Source organism: Vibrio crassostreae (assembly GCF_024347415.1).
Classification (GTDB): domain Bacteria; phylum Pseudomonadota; class Gammaproteobacteria; order Enterobacterales; family Vibrionaceae; genus Vibrio; species Vibrio crassostreae.
The window spans coordinates 1,739,806-1,759,152 of record NZ_AP025476.1; the positions used below are offsets into that span (position 1 = coordinate 1,739,806).

The 19,347-nt window shown below is 44.1% G+C and carries 18 protein-coding genes; 13 read left to right on the forward strand and 5 right to left on the reverse strand.

Features of this window, described 5'->3' with window-relative positions; all coding sequences use genetic code 11:
* Positions 1-416 precede the first annotated feature (416 nt).
* The 11 genes from OC193_RS08025 to cobB all read left to right on the forward strand — a co-directional run bounded on the left by OC193_RS08025 (position 417) and on the right by cobB (position 12,033).
* The gene (locus tag OC193_RS08025) at positions 417-881 is read left to right on the forward strand and encodes a DUF3305 domain-containing protein (protein WP_019824644.1); all 465 of its coding nucleotides are present in this window, start codon (positions 417-419) and stop codon (positions 879-881) included.
* Positions 871-1,584 carry a DUF3306 domain-containing protein gene (locus OC193_RS08030; protein WP_019824643.1) on the forward strand — a complete coding sequence of 238 codons (714 nt, stop codon included), beginning with the start codon at positions 871-873 and terminating at the stop codon, positions 1,582-1,584. Before OC193_RS08025 ends, OC193_RS08030 begins: the two co-directional genes overlap by 11 nt.
* 299 nt (positions 1,585-1,883) lie before the next feature.
* Positions 1,884-3,545, forward strand: coding sequence for a 4Fe-4S dicluster domain-containing protein (locus tag OC193_RS08035; RefSeq protein WP_048658732.1), 1,662 nt, complete (start codon positions 1,884-1,886; stop codon positions 3,543-3,545).
* Positions 3,546-3,554: 9 nt separating this feature from the next.
* Positions 3,555-4,193 (forward strand): TorD/DmsD family molecular chaperone, encoded by a 639-nt coding sequence (locus OC193_RS08040; protein WP_048665028.1) that lies wholly within the window; start codon positions 3,555-3,557, stop codon positions 4,191-4,193.
* Between the two features lie 75 nt (positions 4,194-4,268).
* Positions 4,269-4,469: a twin-arginine translocation signal domain-containing protein gene (locus OC193_RS08045; RefSeq protein ID WP_004733728.1), complete on the forward strand. Its 201-nt coding sequence runs from the start codon at positions 4,269-4,271 to the stop codon at positions 4,467-4,469.
* Positions 4,470-4,479: 10 nt separating this feature from the next.
* A complete protein-coding gene (locus OC193_RS08050) occupies positions 4,480-7,335 on the forward strand; it encodes a formate dehydrogenase subunit alpha (RefSeq protein WP_048665029.1) in 2,856 nt (951 codons plus the stop codon).
* Between the two features lie 11 nt (positions 7,336-7,346).
* A complete protein-coding gene (fdh3B, locus tag OC193_RS08055) occupies positions 7,347-7,955 on the forward strand; it encodes a formate dehydrogenase FDH3 subunit beta (protein ID WP_048658735.1) in 609 nt (202 codons plus the stop codon).
* 13 nt (positions 7,956-7,968) lie between these two features.
* Positions 7,969-9,042 carry a formate dehydrogenase subunit gamma gene (locus tag OC193_RS08060; protein WP_012603931.1) on the forward strand — a complete coding sequence of 358 codons (1,074 nt, stop codon included), beginning with the start codon at positions 7,969-7,971 and terminating at the stop codon, positions 9,040-9,042.
* Positions 9,026-9,442 (forward strand): hypothetical protein, encoded by a 417-nt coding sequence (locus OC193_RS08065; protein ID WP_048665030.1) that lies wholly within the window; start codon positions 9,026-9,028, stop codon positions 9,440-9,442. Before OC193_RS08060 ends, OC193_RS08065 begins: the two co-directional genes overlap by 17 nt.
* A gap of 377 nt (positions 9,443-9,819) precedes the next feature.
* Entirely contained in the window at positions 9,820-11,040 is a 1,221-nt protein-coding gene (locus tag OC193_RS08070) for an ammonium transporter (RefSeq protein ID WP_048665031.1), read from the forward strand.
* Positions 11,041-11,298: 258 nt separating this feature from the next.
* A complete protein-coding gene (cobB, locus tag OC193_RS08075; RefSeq protein ID WP_048658739.1) occupies positions 11,299-12,033 on the forward strand; it encodes a Sir2 family NAD+-dependent deacetylase in 735 nt (244 codons plus the stop codon).
* A gap of 95 nt (positions 12,034-12,128) precedes the next feature.
* Here the strand turns inward: cobB and OC193_RS08080 are convergent, their stop codons facing one another.
* From OC193_RS08080 to potA, 5 genes are all read right to left on the reverse strand, one after another.
* The gene (locus OC193_RS08080; protein WP_048665032.1) at positions 12,129-13,166 is read right to left on the reverse strand and encodes an extracellular solute-binding protein; all 1,038 of its coding nucleotides are present in this window, start codon (positions 13,164-13,166) and stop codon (positions 12,129-12,131) included.
* Positions 13,167-13,377: 211 nt separating this feature from the next.
* Positions 13,378-14,412: an extracellular solute-binding protein gene (locus tag OC193_RS08085; RefSeq protein ID WP_017059628.1), complete on the reverse strand. Its 1,035-nt coding sequence runs from the start codon at positions 14,410-14,412 to the stop codon at positions 13,378-13,380.
* Between the two features lie 147 nt (positions 14,413-14,559).
* Positions 14,560-15,330, reverse strand: coding sequence for a spermidine/putrescine ABC transporter permease PotC (gene potC, locus OC193_RS08090; RefSeq protein WP_004733706.1), 771 nt, complete (start codon positions 15,328-15,330; stop codon positions 14,560-14,562).
* Positions 15,330-16,187: a spermidine/putrescine ABC transporter permease PotB gene (gene potB / locus OC193_RS08095; protein WP_017059630.1), complete on the reverse strand. Its 858-nt coding sequence runs from the start codon at positions 16,185-16,187 to the stop codon at positions 15,330-15,332. The genes potC and potB overlap by 1 nt, the downstream gene beginning before the upstream one ends.
* Complete coding sequence (gene potA, locus OC193_RS08100) at positions 16,171-17,286, reverse strand: spermidine/putrescine ABC transporter ATP-binding protein PotA (protein ID WP_048658741.1); 1,116 nt, start codon at positions 17,284-17,286, stop codon at positions 16,171-16,173. The genes potB and potA overlap by 17 nt, the downstream gene beginning before the upstream one ends.
* A 329-nt stretch (positions 17,287-17,615) precedes the next feature.
* Here potA and OC193_RS08105 point away from each other — a divergent pair, with 329 nt between their 5' ends.
* Both OC193_RS08105 and OC193_RS08110 read left to right on the forward strand, forming a co-directional pair.
* Positions 17,616-18,443 carry a DUF2189 domain-containing protein gene (locus tag OC193_RS08105; protein WP_048612081.1) on the forward strand — a complete coding sequence of 276 codons (828 nt, stop codon included), beginning with the start codon at positions 17,616-17,618 and terminating at the stop codon, positions 18,441-18,443.
* Complete coding sequence (locus OC193_RS08110; RefSeq protein WP_048665033.1) at positions 18,436-19,284, forward strand: glucosaminidase domain-containing protein; 849 nt, start codon at positions 18,436-18,438, stop codon at positions 19,282-19,284. The genes OC193_RS08105 and OC193_RS08110 overlap by 8 nt, the downstream gene beginning before the upstream one ends.
* Positions 19,285-19,347: the final 63 nt, after the last annotated feature.

Below are 19,347 nucleotides of genomic sequence, written 5' to 3' on the forward strand. Positions count from 1 at the left end.
AAGAAGTCAACAAGAGCAATAAGGCTCTCATTCATCAATGCGCTAGTTTGTTAGTTCGCTATAGCCTAGGTTTCGATTAACGTTATCGAGCGCGCCATAGCTCTGAGAATACATAGCTCTGTGAATAACATTAGCGAATTAGCTAAAGCAAATCTTATTCCAAAATAACGGGGATTGATGGAAACATGAAGCATTAGATTAAAATAGCGCAAAATATGAGAGTTCACTGGGTGGGGTTGTCTGAAATAACCAGTATCGACTAACGTTATAATGACAACTTGATAACGAACGCTATAGATACGCTCTCGTAGGTAATCCGTATTGGCGTGTTTATTGCTTTATGGGGTGTATATGATTGCGCACAGTACAAAATGTCCTAAGTGCATTCAGACCAAAGAAAATCAATTGGGTGAAGTATGTCTGAGATAAAAGAATTCCAAGAACAATATGAAAAAACAGAAGCAGCTTGGCCAATCGGTGTCCAAAGAATAGAGAAAGAGATCAAAACAGGTATCTGGGTAACCACACAATGGGAATTGACGGGGTTTGAACTGTCGCCAGAAGACGATACTCAAGACGTTTGTTTACTTCAATTACATAAAGACGAGCGTACAGACTATCGTTTCAACCTTAGCTCTCAACAACCTAAGCTTTTCTTAGTGATGGATAACGTCGATTCTGGTGTTGAGCCAGTCATTCAGTTACTTACGGCATCACAAACCGTTGCTGGGCAATACATGGACGGTGACAACCAAGTCCTTTCATACGACATTCCTTTGCCTGTACAAGCTTGGATGGAAGCATTCATTGGCCGTCATGGCGAGTTACTAGAAGCAAGACGTAAGAAACGTAAAGGCGCGGGTCGATCAAATGGCAACTAACTTTTTTAGCCGTTGGTCTCAACGAAAGCTCGATGAATCGTCTGATGAACCATTAGAAGCGCAACAAACGCTTGAGGAAGCCGAGCTTATTTCTTCAGAGGCTTCGTCTGCTGCTTCATCTATAGGTGCAGAAACATCAGAGTCATTAGACCGTCAGATTTTAGAAAATAGAACTTTAGAAAATGGTTCTCCAGAAAGCAATGAAGAAACTCATGCTGTCGATTCTCAAGCTATTGACTCTCAGGAGATAGCATCCGAAACGACTGAAGACTTGTCTGTTGCTCAATTATTGGTGTCGGAAGCATCTGAGAGCGTAAAAAAAGCGGCCTTGCGTAAATTATTCCTCTCAGAAGAGTTCAACGTTCGTGATGGTTTAGATGATTACGACGACGATTACAGTAATTTGAAGTCTCTTTCTGAAGGGGTTGCGGAAACCTTGCGTGATTGGGTTAAAGACAAAACGGAAGACGAAACCACACCAGAAGAAGAGCAAGCCATTGATAATAAAGATGAAGGTGAGGTTTTAGGAAATTCTGAAAGCGATCTTGAGGTATCTGATAATGAACTTGAAACGTCAGAAATTGACGAAATAACAGAACAAGAAAATGAACTGTATAAAAATACAGTACCAGATATTGACGCTACAATGTCAGACGAAGCTGACCTGAAAAAGATGGGACAAAATATACCACACAAAGAATAGGTACATTTTGACTAAACACTCAATGAGCCGCTTGCGACAAAATGTCCCAAGCGGTTTTTTTATACGCACAATAAACGCTATAAATCATTAAACTACTGATATATAGGGATTATTAAACTGGCATGGCATTTGCTAAATAACGTTCATTATCAACTTTTTTGTAGATAGACGAGTTCATGGTCTGACGAACGGCACACTGGCTAAAGGGTTAGTTGTTAACGGATTACTCAGCAAGTTCTCTATCGCTTACTACAATGAAAGTTGAACAGATTATCCATGTCCAAAGATGGAACTGAGCAATGCTTAAACAATTATTAGAACAAGCAACTTCAAATAACGCTAAAGCAAGACTGTATGCATTTGAAAATACAGTTGAGTTAACAAATCTGATTCCACCTACTGTTAGCTACGAAAGCGGCGGTAATACTCTTGTTATTGGTCCAACTGCGATCATTGAAAGTGCTGCGGCGCAATTACCTCAATTGACGAGCCTAACCTTATTGTCGACAGACGGCGAAAAGGGCACAAACCCAGAACTGTATTTCGCGAATTCGGTTCAAGTCTCCGGTTTCCTTGGCACGTTTGAAGTTGTGATCGAAAGTAAAGGCACATCAAGCAACCTAGCGAAAGTCGCGATTAATCACGATTGTTTCGATGTTGTTCTAGACCTATGTCTGAATAGCTGCATGACAGAGGAAGTACCTGTACCAGGTTATTACCCAGTAGGTCGTGGCTATCCAAAACTGGCTGAAGCACTGGAAGAGATTCCAACGCTAATGGGCACGTTTGATAAACCTAAGTTCTTCCGTCTAGACACTGACCTTTGTGCGCACAGTTCTCGTGGCGTAAAAGGTTGTGAGCGTTGTGTTGATGCTTGTCCTGCTGGCGCACTATCAAGTGAAGGCTCTGATAAGACCGGCCATAAGATTGAGATCAACCCTTACCTATGTCAAGGCGTTGGTACTTGTGCAACGAGCTGTCCGACAGAAGCAATCTCTTACGCATTGCCTAATCCTGACGATACTCAAAAATTCATTGAACGTACGCTAGCGAATTACGAGCAAGCGGGCGGTCTTGATCCTATCGTGCTTATCTGTAGCTCACGTCATGAAACTTACAACGTGATGGCTCTTAAAGCGCTACCAGATAACGTGATTCCAATTGTCGTAGAAGAACTGCCATCTATTGGTATTGATACTTGGTTTGCAGCTTTAGTAAATGGCGCAACTCAGGTTCTGTTTGCAGCATCTCGCTTTATGCCAGAAACGATCATTCGAGTTCTGAATAACGAAGTAGGGATCGCACAAGAACTGCTAGACCAAATCGGTATTCCAAAAGAAACCATCGATATCCTGTATCTAGAATCGCTACGTGAAGGTCCTCCAACACTTTGTGTGGATTCGTTCGATCTTGCACTTGGCGATCTTCAAGGTAACAAGCGTCAACGTCTATTTACAGCACTTGATGCGATGTCTTCAGCTCGAATTCCAGTTGAGAACATTGTTGAGCTTCCATCGAATGCGCCATATGGCACGGTTTCGTGTGAAAGCAAAGATTGTACTTTGTGTATGAGTTGTGTGGCTGTGTGTCCGACACGTGCACTTCATACCGACGGGGCTTCTCCATCACTTAAATTTGTAGAACAAGACTGTATTCAATGTGGCTTGTGTGAAAAGGCATGTCCTGAAAATGTTCTGACTCTGACGCCTCGTATGAACTGGGTAAAAGAAGAACGTCAGAAGGCGGTTGTGATTCATGAAGAGAAAGCTGCGGAATGTGTACGTTGCCATAAACCATTCGCACCTCAGTCTATGATCGACATGTTACAGAGCAAGTTACGCGGTCACTCTCACTTTTCAGATGAAGCAGCGATCAATCGTATTGCGATGTGTGAGGACTGTCGTGTGGTGGATATGTTCGATTCAATGGCGCAAGACCCATTGAAACAATTGAAATACTAGGAGTTAGCCTTGGAAACTAATTTGGATCAGGCACAAGAACAGACACTAAGAACTGAGATCTATTTGGTTCTATCTGCACTGTTTCGTAGCGCACCTTCTGAAGAGGTGATCGACTTTCTAAAAACGCTAGATATTGAAGCGTCTGAAAGTGCAATGCAAAAAGCTTGGATTGCTATTCAACAAGCGGCAACAGAATCAAATCGCGAAGCGTTAGAAGACGAATATCAAGATCTGTTCATTGGCATTGGCCGTGGAGAGATTGTTCCATTTGGTTCTTGGCATCGCACTGGCGCCATGATGGAAAAACCATTAGCAGAGATTCGTCATGATTTAGAGCTTTTAGGCATTGAACGTGATGATCAAGTAAAAGAGCCAGAAGATCATATTGCGGCATTGTGTGAAGTAATGGCAATGCTAACCGGTGAAGAAGAAGCCCTGCAACAAGCGATTTTCAATAAGCACCTTGGTCCTTGGTTCAACTCTTTTACGCGTCAGCTTGAAAGTGCAGAAAGTGCCAACTTCTACAAATCGGCCGCTCAGCTGTGTGAAGCATTTTTAACGTTAGAACAAGTGCGTTTTAGCGTTAATACAAAAAGCAGTAAGCATAAATTAAAGATTGATGTGAAAAACGTCACTGATTACGAGTAATCGAGCAGTACGCGATTATATCGATAGAGGGGCATTAAGCCTCCAAAAGATCTACCGTAAGGTAAGGAAGCAATGATGAAAGATAATAAAGAAATAAACACAAGCCGTAGGGACTTACTCAAAGGCTTAACGACTGCAGCCGTAGCTGGTGCCGTTGTCGCTGGTACAACTAAAGTGGCAACTGCTTCAGAAACGGTTGAAATGCCGAAAGAAGACATGAAGAAGACGGGCTATCGTGAAACGCAACACATTCGCGATTACTACGACACGCTTTAGGAGATAACGGATGAAACTTGTCAAACGCTCCGATAGTGTGAGCAAAGAAACCAACCAACTGGGTGTGTCTCGACGTGCCTTCATGAAAAACACCTCATTAGCGGCTGGTGGCGCAGTAGTAGGCGCAAGTCTATTCGCACCGGGCATGATGAAGAAAGCACAGGCTAAATCAGTCGATCCAGAAGCAAAAACAGAAGTGAAACGTACTATCTGTTCTCACTGTTCTGTAGGTTGCGGTATCTACGCTGAAGTACAAAACGGTGTTTGGACAGGTCAAGAGCCTGCATTTGATCACCCATTCAACGCTGGTGGACACTGTGCGAAAGGTGCAGCTCTACGTGAGCACGGCCACGGTGAACGTCGTCTTAAGTACCCAATGAAATTGGAAGGCGGTAAGTGGAAGAAGCTTTCTTGGGAACAAGCGATTGAAGAGATCGGTAACAAAGCGCTAGAACTTCGTAAAGAGTCTGGCCCTGATTCGGTTTACTTCTTAGGTAGTGCAAAGCACAGCAACGAGCAAGCTTACGCATTCCGTAAGATGGCGTCGCTTTGGGGAACGAACAACGTTGACCACCAAGCGCGTATTTGTCACTCAACCACAGTAGCCGGTGTTGCAAACACTTGGGGTTACGGTGCAATGACCAACTCGTTCAATGATATGCACAACTGTAAGTCGATGCTGTTTATTGGTTCAAACCCAGCAGAAGCTCACCCAGTGGCAATGCAACACATCCTAATCGCGAAAGAGAAGAACAACTGTAAGATCGTTGTTGCGGATCCTCGTCGTACACGTACTGCTGCTAAATCTGATCACTATGTATCACTTCGCCCAGGTTCAGACGTTGCGTTTATCTGGGGTGTGTTATGGCATGTCTTTGCTAACAAATGGGAAGACCAAGAATTCATCCGCCAACGTGTATTCGGCATGGACGAGATCCGTGAAGAAGTTGCGAAGTGGAGCCCAGCAGAAGTTGAACGTGTAACAGGCGTAAGCGAAGAAGACGTTTACCACACAGCGAAACTGCTTTCTGAAAACCGTCCGGGTTGTATCGTTTGGTGTATGGGTGGTACTCAACACACCACAGGTAACAACAACACACGTGCTTACTGTGTACTTGAGCTTGCGCTAGGGAACATCGGTAAATCAGGCGGCGGTGCAAACATTTTCCGTGGTCACGATAACGTACAGGGTGCAACTGACCTTGGCGTACTGTCTGACACGCTGCCAGGTTACTACGGCTTGTCTGAAGGCTCATGGCGCCACTGGTCGAAAGTTTGGGATATCGACTTTGATTGGATCAAAGGCCGTTTCGACGACAACGCATACGGCGGTCAAAAACCAATGAACAGTGCAGGTATTCCTGTCTCTCGTTGGGTTGATGGTGTACTTGAAGACAAAGACAAGATTCGTCAACGCGAAAACATCCGCGCGATGTTCTACTGGGGTCACGCAGTGAACTCTCAGACTCGTGGTCCAGAGATGAAGAAAGCGATGCAGAAGCTGGATATGATGGTTATTGTTGACCCATACCCAACGGTTGCAGCGGTAATGAATGATCGTACTGACGGCGTTTACCTGCTACCAGCGACGACTCAGTTTGAAACCTACGGCAGTGTAACGGCATCGAACCGTTCTCTACAGTGGCGTGACAAGGTGGTAGATCCTCTGTTCGAATCTAAGCCTGACCACGAAATCATGTACCTTCTTTCTAAGAAGCTTGGTTTCTCTGATCAGCTGTTCAAAAACATCCGTGTTGAGAACAACCAACCATTGATTGAAGACATTACTCGTGAATTCAACAAAGGTATGTGGACGATCGGTTACACAGGTCAAAGCCCAGAACGTTTGAAAGAGCACCAACAGAACTGGCATACATTCCACAAAACGTCTCTGGAAGCAGAGGGCGGGCCTGCAAATGGTGAGACTTACGGTCTTCCTTGGCCATGTTGGGGTACGCCAGAAATGAAACACCCAGGCACACATATCCTTTACGATACGTCTAAGACTGTCGCTGAAGGTGGTGGTAACTTCCGCACTCGTTTCGGTGTTGAGTTTGAAGGTCAAAACCTACTGGCTGAAGACAGCTACTCGAAAGGCAGCGAAATCAAAGATGGCTACCCTGAGTTCAGTGACAAACTACTGAAACAACTGGGTTGGTGGGATGACCTAACAGCAGAAGAGAAAGCCTCTGCTGAAGGTAAAAACTGGAAGACCGACGTTTCTGGCGGTATTCAACGTGTGGCTATCAAGCACGGTTGTATCCCGTTTGGTAATGCAAAAGCGCGTGCGATTGTTTGGACATTCCCAGACCGCGTGCCACTGCACCGTGAGCCGCTTTACACACCACGTCGCGACCTAGTTGCTGACTACCCAACATGGGATGACAAAGAGGCGATCTTCCGTGTACCTACGCTTTACAAGTCGATTCAAGAGCAAGACAAATCTGGTGAATACCCGATTATCCTGACTTCTGGTCGTCTGGTTGAGTACGAAGGTGGTGGTGAAGAGACACGTTCTAACCCTTGGCTAGCAGAACTTCAACAAGAGATGTTCGTTGAAGTAAACCCGAAAGACGCGAACGACATCGGCTTTAAAGACGGTGATGATGTTTGGGTTGAGGGTGCTGAGAAGGGCCGAATTAAGGTGAAAGCGATGGTTACACGTCGTGTTAAACCTGGCTTGGCGTTCATCCCATTCCACTTCGGTGGTAAGTTCCAAGGTGAAGATTTGCGTTCTAAGTACCCAGAAGGCACGGATCCTTACGTTATTGGTGAAGCTGCTAACACAGCAACCACTTATGGTTACGACCCTGTCACGTTGATGCAGGAAACGAAAGTAACCCTTTGTAATATTCGTAAAGCGTAAGGAGTCTTAAAATGGCTAGAATGAAATTTCTTTGTGACACCAAGCGTTGTATCGAATGTAACGGTTGTGTCACTGCATGTAAGAATGAAAATGATGATGCCCTGGAATGGGGTATTCAACGTCGTCGCGTTGTCACACTGAACGATGGCGAACCGGGTGAAAACTCTATCTCAGTAGCGTGTATGCACTGTACTGATGCGCCATGTATGGCGGTTTGTCCTGCAGACTGTTTTGAACATACAGAAGACGGCATCGTACTTCACAATAAAGATCTGTGTATCGGTTGTGGTTACTGCTTGTTTGCTTGCCCATTTGGCGCACCTCAATTCCCTAAACAGGAAGCATTTGGTGAGCGCGGTAAGATGGACAAATGTACCTTCTGTGCTGGCGGCCCTGAAACAGAACCAGGTTCTATAGAAGAGCGTCAGAAATACGGTGCGAACCGTATTGCTGAAGGTAAGCTTCCAATGTGTGCTTCGCTTTGTTCAACTAAAGCACTGCTAGCGGGTGACGCAGAGAAAGTTTCTGATGTTTTCCGTCAGCGTGTAGTTGAACGTGGTGCGAAAGGTGCAGGTTGGACAGACGGCAACGACCTTTCTTACGATGCGACTAAGAGCTAAGTAGGAGAGACATATGCTTACAATGTTTAAGCGTCTCTTCCTTGTTGTGCTGCCTATGTTGGCAGCACTAACAATGCTTTCTCCTATGAGTCATGCATCTGAGACGAACTCATCACAAACTCAATCGAGCTCTGCTCAACGAGAAATCACTCAACTTGCTGGTGCCGATTTTTGGCGACAAGTAAGAAATGGTGAAGAAGGTTACACCACATCTCAATCGGCTGAACACGGTGTGTTAATCAGTACTCCAGGTCAGACGTGGTACATATTGAAAGAGAAGTGGATGTCACCAGCCGGTGCCGTCGCTATCTTTGGCAGTATTGCTTTCGTGACTTTGATGTACGTTGTGATTGGACCGCTAATGCTAAGCGCACCAAGAACAGGTCGTAAGATCAAACGTTGGTCTCGACTTGATCGTGCATTGCACTGGAGCATGGCGTTTACCTTCTTAACACTGGCATTCAGTGGTTTGATGTTGGTTTACGGTAAACACTTCTTGAAACCTTATATCCCAACGGATCTATGGGGCTTCATTGTTCTACTGGCTAAGCAATACCACAACTACATCGGACCGATTTTCTATGTGCTGTTGATGGCTGTTCTGATCAAGTGGTGGCGCAAGTCTATCTTTAAGATGGTCGATATCCAGTGGTTCATGAAACTGGGTGGCATGGTAGGGAAACATAAAGGTTCTCACCCATCTGCAGAGTTCTCGAACGCGGGTGAAAAAGCACTGTTCTGGCTATTGATTGTTATGGGTAGTGTGGCTGCGATCAGTGGCTTGGTTTTAGACTTCCCAATCTTCGGTCAAACGCGTCGAGATATGGAGCTTTCAAACCTAGTCCATATGTTAGCTGCTTTGATCCTTATCTGTGGTTTCGTGTTCCACATCTACATCGGCTTGTTCGGTATGGAAGGGGCACTAGAAGGCATGGTAACAGGCGAAGTTGATGAGACTTGGGCTAAAGAGCACCATGACCTTTGGTACAAAGAAGTGATGGAACAAGAGAAAAACGGCGTTGAGCAAAGCGCTAACGCAGCAACAGAGAAAACGGAAGGGGTGAATAAGAATGAACAAACCTCATAAAGGTATTTGGGTCGCTTACATACTAAGCTGCTTTACACCATTTACTTGCCTTCTCTCTGGTGTGGTTGCCATCATCTACGCGGGCTATCGTTTAGATAAAGGCGAAGACGGGGAAGTAGTGGATACCCATTACTACGGACTGATTCGCTCGTTCTTCTTGAACCTGACGTTCTTCGTGGTGCTTATCGTAACGGTAGCGACCTCTAATGGCGTGTTAATCGGTGTGAACGATTACTGGTATCAAAACCATATTGTCGATGACATCGCTTACTACATTCCATATGTAGGCATGTTGTTCGGTGGTGTTGCGATTGTGGTTTGGTTTATCCGTATGTATCAAGGCATGCAGCGTTTAAGTCAAAACCTACCGCAAAGCCCGTCGACAGGGCCAAACCTGTAACGCTAACACGTTAACGACATATCTAAAGAAAGCCCAGTGATTCAAATTCACTGGGCTTTTTGTTTTTAGGCTATGGAACAGTAAATTGTTGTCAGCCGCTCTCTGTATCAGAACCTACTTATTGGCCGCTTCAATATGGTGCAACTCCCTTATTTGGTGCAATTGTCGTGGTTGTTTTTTCAATTTTTAATAACCATAAAAGTGCACGTAAATATTTAGACCCTAATAATCAATGACTTAAAATTAAAATCTGTTGCACGAAAATTACCCTTAACACTTGGAACACATCTTGCGTTTACTGTTGAGTCTTTAATTAATTACAACATTGAATCGCACGATATCAGTGCAAATCAGATAAAGCGAAGGAGAATGCTTTAATGAGTGAAACGGTGACTCAAGTTCATAGTGCAGTACAAACCCTTACCCAAAGTTCAGATACTTTATTCCTACTACTTGGCGCAATCATGGTCTTCCTGATGCATGCAGGCTTTGCTTTTCTCGAAGTCGGTACCGTGCGAAAGAAAAACCAAGTAAACGCGCTGGTTAAAATCCTTTCCGACTTTGGTGTCTCCGCCATCGCTTATTTCTTTATCGGTTACTGGGTTGCTTACGGTGCACACTTTTTTGCCGACGCTGAAACGCTCTCACAAGGTAATGGTTACGAACTGGTTAAGTTCTTCTTCCTAATGACCTTCGCTGCGGCAATTCCAGCGATCGTTTCAGGGGGTATCGCAGAGCGTGCACGTTTCTATCCAATTTTGATCGCAACGTTATTTACCGTTGGTTTCGTATACCCATTTTTCGAAGGCATCATTTGGAACGGTAACTTTGGTTTCCAAGATTGGCTAGAAGGCCAGTTTGGCTATGGTTTCCATGACTTCGCAGGCTCGGTAGTGGTTCACGGTGTCGGCGGTTGGATTGCATTGGTTGCGGTTTACTTCTTAGGGATGCGTAAAGGTCGCATCCGCGCGGGTAAGCACACTAACTTCGCACCATCGAACATTCCATTTTTAGCACTAGGTTCTTGGATCTTATGTGTGGGTTGGTTTGGCTTTAACGTGATGTCTGCACAAGCAATCAACGGCATCAGCGGCCTAGTGGCGATGAACTCACTGATGGCAATGGTTGGCGGTATTCTTGCGGCGCTTGTTGCTGGTAAGAATGACCCGGGCTTTATCCATAATGGTCCTTTGGCTGGCTTAGTAGCAATTTGTGCAGGTTCAGACTTAATGCACCCATTAGGCGCTTTGGTGACAGGCGGTGTGGCAGGCGCGTTGTTCGTTTACTTGTTCACGTACATGCAAAACAAAACACAGATTGATGATGTATTGGGTGTATGGCCTCTGCATGGTGTATGTGGCGCTTGGGGTGGCATTGCAGCGGGTATCTTCGGTCAGCAAGCATTCTGGGGCTTAGGCGGTGTGAGCTTTGCTTCTCAAGTGGTTGGTACACTGGCGGGTATTGCTGTTGCTCTGATTGGTGCTTTGATTGTTTACGGCGTGCTCAGCAAGCTAACTGGCCTACGTTTAAGTGAAGAAGATGAGTTCAACGGTGCGGATCTTTCAATCCATAAGATCTCATCTATCAACGAAGACTAACGTCGTTCACTTTGATGGGTTTAGGCTCATCAAGTAGGCATCAGTTAAACAGAACTAAGCGGCTTCGGTCGCTTTTTTTGTTTCTATGAAAAGTAAAACCGAGAGTTTGAGTAAGAACGGTCACAACTATCAAGCGAGTTATGTCACAAATAGCCAATGAATTCAGTTGCCTAAGACTATGGTCTAATCCCTAAAACTATTGTTGGAATTTGAACAGTGCTAAGCTGTTACAAAGTGACATATTGAAAAGGACGTTATATGCATTTCCCATATCGAAATATCGTAATTCTTACTGGCGCCGGCATTTCCGCGGAGTCGGGGATTCAAACATTCCGAGCACAAGACGGATTATGGGAAAACCATAAAATCGAAGATGTCGCGACCCCTGAAGGGTTTGCAAAAGATCCCGACTTGGTTCAAGCCTTCTATAACAAGCGTCGCCATGGTTTACAAGGTGAGGGCATTCAACCAAACTCAGCCCACAAGGCGCTAGGTGAGCTTGAAGACAAACTTGATGGCAAAGTAACAATCATCACTCAGAACATCGACAACCTGCACGAGAGAGGCGGTAGCAACAACATTATCCACATGCACGGTGAACTTCTAAAAGCACGTTGCAGTGAATCGAATCAAGTTATCGAATATAAAGATGACATTGAAACTGGTGAACTTTGTCACTGTTGTCAAATTCCAGCGCAAATGCGTCCTCATATTGTGTGGTTTGGCGAAATGCCATTAAGAATGGGTGACATCTATTCAGCACTCGAAGAAGCCGATCTCTTTATCTCTATCGGAACTTCAGGTGTTGTTTATCCAGCTGCAGGCTTTGTTCATGATGCAAAAATGCACGGTGCACACACTATCGAGATAAACCTCGAACCTAGCGCAGTTGAAAGTGAGTTTGAAGAGAAGCGTTACGGCAAGGCGAGCATCGAGGTACCTAAACTCGTCGGGGAATTGTTATGTTCAGAGAAAGGTTCTTTAACGGCCTAAGCCTTGTCTTTGATAAAGCGCATCAGTTTCTGAATCTGAAAAAAATAAAGCGGCTTACGCCGCTTTATTTACTTAACTGATTAACTAACAATAACTTAGTTGTTCACTTTAAGTTTTTGGAAGTACTCGTCATAAATGACGCTCGCTTCACCAACTTCATCTTGCCATACACCGTTATCCATCACTGCTTGTGGTGGGAAAACGTTCTTGTCTTCAGCAAATTCTTTTGGAAGAAGAGGGTAAGCGGTTTTTACTGGAGTCGGGTAGCCGATCTCTAGAGCAATTTTCGCTGCGTTCTCTGGGCGAAGAAGGAAATCGATCATCTTATGAGCGGCTTCGATGTTCTTAGCACCAGATGGAATCGCTAAGCTGTCCATCCAGAAGATAGCGCCTTTCTCTGGCCAGATAATGTCAATCGTTGCGCCTTCTTGGCGTGCCATGTAAGCAGAGCCATTCCAAAGCATACCAAGTGACACTTCACCCGCTAGGTAAGGGTTCGCAGGGAAGTCTGAGTTAAATACCAATACGTTTGGCATCAACTTACGAAGTTCTTCGTACGCTTCTTTGATTTCTTCTGGGTTGGTTGTGTTTGGAGAGTAACCCAGTTTAGATAAAGCGATATGGAAAACCTCACGAGAGTCATCCATCATCATCAACTGACCTTCCCACTGTGTATCCCACAGGTCGCCCCAGTTTTTCACTGAAGACTTGTCTAGCATATCTGAGTTGATACCAATGCCCGTTGCACCCCAAATGTATGGGATTGAGTAGTTGTTGCTTGGGTCAAATGGCTTATCTAAGTAATTTGGATCCAAATCAGCAAAGTGGCTTAGCTTAGTTTTATCAAGCTCTTGAAGCATGCCTTCTTTACGCATCTTAGAAACGAAGTAAGTAGAAGGAACCACTAAGTCATAACCCGTACCTTGAGTTTTTAACTTAGCGTACATGCTTTCGTTAGACTCATAAGTAGAGTAATAAACCTTAATGCCCGTCTCTTTTGTGAAGTCTTCTAATACTTCATTTGGGATATATTCAGACCAGTTGTAAAAATACAGTTCTTGGTCAGCTGCGAAAGAGGGTGTAGAAAGTAAAGTAGCAGCACACAATGCGCCGGTATACAGTGTTTTTTTCATTACTGTTCCGTTCATTTGTTTGATTTGAAGTTGGGTAGTGAGCCCAAAGTAAAAGGATTCCTAAAAATCGCGGTATATTATAGCAGCGATATAATAAAATAGGCAGCCTAAGCTGCCTATTCATTGATATTCTTATTTTTAACTTGTTGATTATCTAGCTAGGCTTGTGAAGTAAACCTATTACTTAGTCGCCATTAGATAATAAGCTAAGTTACTGACCTGCTTTAAGTTTCATGAAGTAATCTTCGTACTTCACTGTCTTGTCGCCAACTGCAGCTTGCCATTCAACACGGTCAAGATCTTCTTGAGACGGGAACAGAGCAGGGCTGTCTTTGAACTTCTCGTTAGACGCTTTAACTGCCGTTAGGTAGCCAGTATCGCGAGAAATCTGCTCAGCAATTTCAGGGCGAAGTAGGAAGTCGATCATCTTATGAGCCGCTTCTACGTTTACCGCACCAGAACTGATTGCAAAGTTATCAACCCAACCGATACCGCCTTCTTTAGGGAAAACCAGTTTGATTGGTAGACCTTCGTTTTGCGCAGCGGCAGCAGAACCGTTCCACAGCATACCAAGTCCAACTTCACCAGACATATATGGCGCGCCTGGGTTATCTGAGTTAAATACTAGAACGTTTGGCATCAGCTTTTGTAGCTCAGCGTACGCTTCGTCGATCTCTTTCTCGTTTGTTGTGTTACCAGAGTAACCTAACTTACGTAGTGCGATGTGGAACACTTCACGAGTGTCATCCATCATCATTAGTTGACCTTCAAGCTCAGGCTTCCATAGATCAGCCCAGCTTTGGAAATCTTCTGGATCGTACATGTCAGTGTTAACAGCAAGACCTGTGATCGCAACTACGTGTGGAATAGAGTAGTCGTTACTTGGGTCGTACGGCTTATCTAGGTAGTTAGTATCTAGATTCTTGAAGTTGTTCAGCTTAGTTTTGTCGATCTTTTGTAGCATACCTTCGTCACGCATCTTAGATACGAAGTAAGTCGACGGCACAACTAGGTCGTAGCCTTTGTTGTGTGTTTTTAGCTTTGCGTACAGGGTTTCGTTCGACTCGTAAGTCGAGTAGATAACCTTGATACCAGTTTCATCAGTGAACTGTTCTAGAATCTCACTGTTGATGTAAGGTCCCCAGTTCATGAATACCAATTCTTTGTTATCTTTTGCAAATGATGGTGCAGATAACATTGAAAGCGCACATGCACTACCAGCTAATAGAGTAGCCCATTTTTTCATTGACGTTAGCTCCAAACTAAACGTTGCCCGAAGGCAGTAGATAGAAAAACAGAATGGCAATTTACCATTCTGTTTATGATTAACACTTTTTTGAACTTGAAGTAGCTTAACTTCTTACCAAGCCTGTCTCTTTATAGAGTAGGAGACTTACTTGATTTTTTCTCTCGCTAATAACTGAGAAATGATCACCAGTATTAACGACACCACTAACATCACTGTTGCTAGGGCGTTTACCTCAGGAGAGATACCCACTTTAACCATTGAGTAAATCTTCAGTGGTAAGATTTCATACGTTGGACCGGTTACGAAAGAACTGATGATCACATCGTCCAGAGACAGAGTGAAGCTCAATAACCAACCCGCAGCAACCGCTGGCTTAGCAAGTGGTAAGATGATCTGTTTTAGGATCGTCCATTCGCTCGCACCTAAGTCTTTTGCTGCTTCTAACATCTTCACATCAAAGCCATTCAAGCGACTGTAAACCGTTACCACAACGAACGGTAGACAGAAGGTAATGTGAGCAGCAAGTAGGGTAAAGAACCCAAGTTGTACACCCATTACTAAGAACAGAGCCAGTAACGAAATTGCCATTACGATATCTGGTGACATCATTACGATGAACAACATGCCATTTACGATGCCTTTACCTTTAAATTGGTAACGGAATAGGGCTACTGCTGTAAGGCTACCGACAATCGTTGCGGCTGTTGCTGAGAACACCGCTACATTGATCGAGTGCCACGCAGCCTGCATTAGGCTGTCGTTGTTAATAAGCGCGTCATACCATTTAGTCGTGAAGCCACCCCATTTCATACCAAACTTATTGGCATTAAACGAGTTAGCAATCAATACGATAATAGGTAGGTATAGAAAGGCGTATACCAGCGCCATAAAGCTGAACTTAACTGTGCGCCCCATTAGTCTAGCTCCACTTTCTTATTCAATAGCTTACCTGCTCGGTAGTAGGCATACAGCATCACAGCCATTGCCATGGTCAGTGCGATACTCGTCGCTGCACCAAACGGCCAGTCTCGAGCGTTGAGCACTTGGCTCTTAATCACGTTACCAATCAATAGGTTCTTAGCTCCGCCTAATAGGTCAGAGATGTAGAACATACCTAACGCTGGCAGTAGTACTAATAAACAACCGCCGATAATGCCCGGCATTGTTAGGGGCAGTACAACTTTCAATAGCGTTTGCAGTTTGTTCGCACCTAAATCTTTAGCCGCTTCTAAATACGTATCATCCAGTTTCTCAATCGCTGAATACAGCGGCAGAATCATAAACGGAAGTAGGATGTACACTAAACCGATCATTACTGCGGTTTCTGAGTACATGATACGTAGCGGTTTATCAATGATATCTAGCGCTAACAAACTTTTGTTCAAGACACCTTGCGTACCCAGTACAATCTTCAATCCATAAGTACGAATCAAAGAGTTAGTCCAAAATGGGACAATCACTAGGAACAACATGATTGGACGCCACTTCGCAGGCATTTTTGCCACGATGTAAGCGAACGGGTAACCAATAATTAAACAAAGTAGGGTTGCGACAATTGCCATATAGAAAGAGTGCATCAACACTTTAAAATACAGCGGGTCAGCCAAACGCACGTAGTTATCGAGGGTGAAGGTCATCTCGATCAAGTTCGCTTCATCACGAGTTAAGAAGCTAGTACCGATGATCATGATGTTTGGAATCATCACGAACAGCACTAACCAACCTGTGATTAAAGCAACAATTGCGTTTTGTAAATTAAACTTCTTGCTCATCTTCTAATACCACTTCCCAGCTCTCAACCCAAGTTACTGCAACTTTTTGGCCCAGTGAGTGATCAACATCAGGGTCATCTTCGTTGAAGAATTCGCTAACCATGACACGCATACCAGATTCAAGTTCTACGACTGAATCTAATGTCATGCCTTTATAGGTTCGCTCGACAATATGGCCAACAATACCGCGTTGCTCAGACTCTTTAATTTCTTCGATACGAAGATCTTCAGGGCGAAGCAATACTTGCAGTTTTTGACCCGGTGTGACGTCTTTATCGTGATAGATAACCGACTCTTCACCTTCGATTGTCGCAACAATGCGTTTTTCATCTAGACGAGATTTCGCTGTCGCTTCGAATACGTTAATTTCACCAATGAAGCGCGCTACAAATAGGTTCTTAGGCTCTTCGTAGATCTCTCTTGGTGTTCCGTCTTGTTCAATCACGCCATCACGCATAACAATAATACGGTCAGACATAGACAGCGCTTCTTCTTGGTCATGCGTTACAAAAATGAACGTGATACCAAGTTGGCGTTGTAATTGTTTCAGCTCGATTTGCATCTGTTTACGCAGTTTGTAATCCAGAGCAGATAGAGATTCATCCAACAAAAGAACTTTAGGCTTATTAACGACAGCACGAGCGATTGCAATACGTTGCTGTTGACCACCAGATAGCTGGTGTGGCTTTCGTTGTGCCATTTGTTCTAGGCGCACCATTTTCAAAGCATCCATTACACGAGGTTCAATCTCGCTGTTTGGAACTTTCTGCATGCGTAAGCCAAATGCCACATTGTCGAAAACGGTCATATGTGGGAATAGGGCATAGCTTTGGAATACAGTGTTTACATGCCTTTGTTCAGCAGGAACTTGGGTTACGTTTTGTTCAGCTAATAATATTTGACCACTATCTGCCGTTTCAAAACCCGCAATCATTCTTAGTACGGTTGTTTTACCACAACCTGATGGGCCTAAAATCGTGAGAAACTCACCATGATTTACGTTTAAATCCAGATTGCCGATGACTTCCTTACCATCGAAACTTTTACTGATGCCAGTTAGCTGTACTACTGGCTTTCCTACTGATTTTTTAGCGTTCAACGTCTGTTTTTCTCCACCTTGGTTCTATTTGAGACCTGTTGTTATACACCTTTAAGGCGCGCATCATAATCACCAAAAACGTGAATTCAAAGCATTTTTTACCTTTCGAAGATAAAAAATTTCGCAGGTAAAAGTAAACATCCTTTACCATACTGTTATTTACTGGGTTTACACCCCAACAAGTGTCTAATTATTAACCATTAAGACGCAAAAGCAAGCCTTGTTACAGAATCATATTTTAGTTTGTATCCGACATATGAGTATAATGAAGGTAATTTTTTATCAATAAGTTAGGTGGTCTCGCTTAATCGGCGCACCTAGGTATAAATATGAACAACGACATCGAAAAAGATTTTAATTTGGGCGGTAGTATCAACCGTGCACTTTCTGGCGATTATGAGCTCAAAGCAACGGCTGTATTCCAAGAAGCTTGGAAACATACGATAAGTCACTTTCTTTCGTTTTCCCCTGCGATTATTGCTTTGATGTTTGTGCAGCTCGCTATCTTTTATATCGCACTTAAACTACAGCTTGGTGATCCCGCGGTTATATTGGACGCGGTTATCGACCCAGAGTCGTTTACACCACAAATCGTTGAATCGATTTTTATTGCGAACTTTAGCTATGAAGTGATCAGTGCACCTATCTATGCTGGTATCTGTTTAATGGCCATGAGCCACGCTGCTGGTCTACAAACCAAAGTACGCCACATCGGTAAAGGTTTGCAGTTTACGGTTCCCGTTATCCTAGTGACTTTATTTAGCCTAATGCTTCAAGGCATCGCAGGTATGATTCTGCCGTTCTTATCTATCTACTTCTCACTTGCGTTCAGTCATTCGATTCTGCTGATTTGTGATAAGAAAGTGCCGCCAATGCAATCGCTTCTGCTTTCATTAAGAGCGGTAAACAAGAAGATCTTCGTGGTCGCGTCTATTTACCTAATGGTTATGTTGATGTTCATCGTGGCTGCGATGATGTACGGCATTGGCTTAATCTTCGTTCTTCCATTCTTCTTCCACGTGAAAGGTATCCTTTACCGTGAAATGTTTGGCATCAAGTTGAAACTGATTGCTTCAGATCGTCCAAAGAGTGATGACGATAACAACGACAGCAATAACGACGACAATAACAAAAACCCACAGGTGTTCGATGCATAAAGACACACAGGCAAGCGCAAGCAAATCACTTGCGCTTAAAGTGACGGCACTGGCTCTTGTTGGCTCTATTTCACTAATTGGTCCTTATATTTACCAAGAAGAGGAGCGTCGACGTACGACAGAGCAGAGCGCCAATTCCAATGACCAATTTGGTGACTTGACGGTTTCTTCGAGCACACCAAACTTTGCGGCCATCGAAGATGTGAACGAGAAAAAGGACACATTTTTTTCGTTCCTACGTCCAAGCATCAATATTGAAAACAAACGTATCACCAAAGAGCGCGCGTTTTTAACTAAGCTCTCTGAGTCTGGTTTAAACAAAATTGATTCTGAAGACGCGTCTTATGCGAAAAGGTTAGGGATGTTATACAGCTTACCTGTGCCTAGTGAAGGTTTAGATCAGGCATGGCTGACAGAGATGCTTAATCGCGTCAATGTACTGCCAGAAGCGCTCGTACTGACACAAGCAGCGAATGAGTCAGCTTGGGGAACGTCGCGTTTCGCCACCAAAGCGAACAACTATTTCGGACACTGGTGTTACACCAAAGGTTGTGGCCTTGTTCCTCTACAACGTAACGAAGGTAGCTCCCATGAAGTTGCAACATTCTCTTCAAGCCAAGAGTCTGTGCACCGTTACTTTATGAACCTAAACCGAAACCGTGCTTATGCAGACCTAAGAGCAATTCGCGCAAAACTAGCGGCACAAGGCGACGATCTGTTAACGACCGAAACCGCGACAGAGCTCACCAACGGCTTGCTAAAATATTCTGAGCGAGGTTCAGACTATGTGACTGATTTACAAGCTATGATCCGTCACAACGAGTTATACTGGAAAAAGTAACTCGATTTGATAGTCATTTGTTGAGCTTATACGATAAGTTTGACCAAATAACATCACATAAAG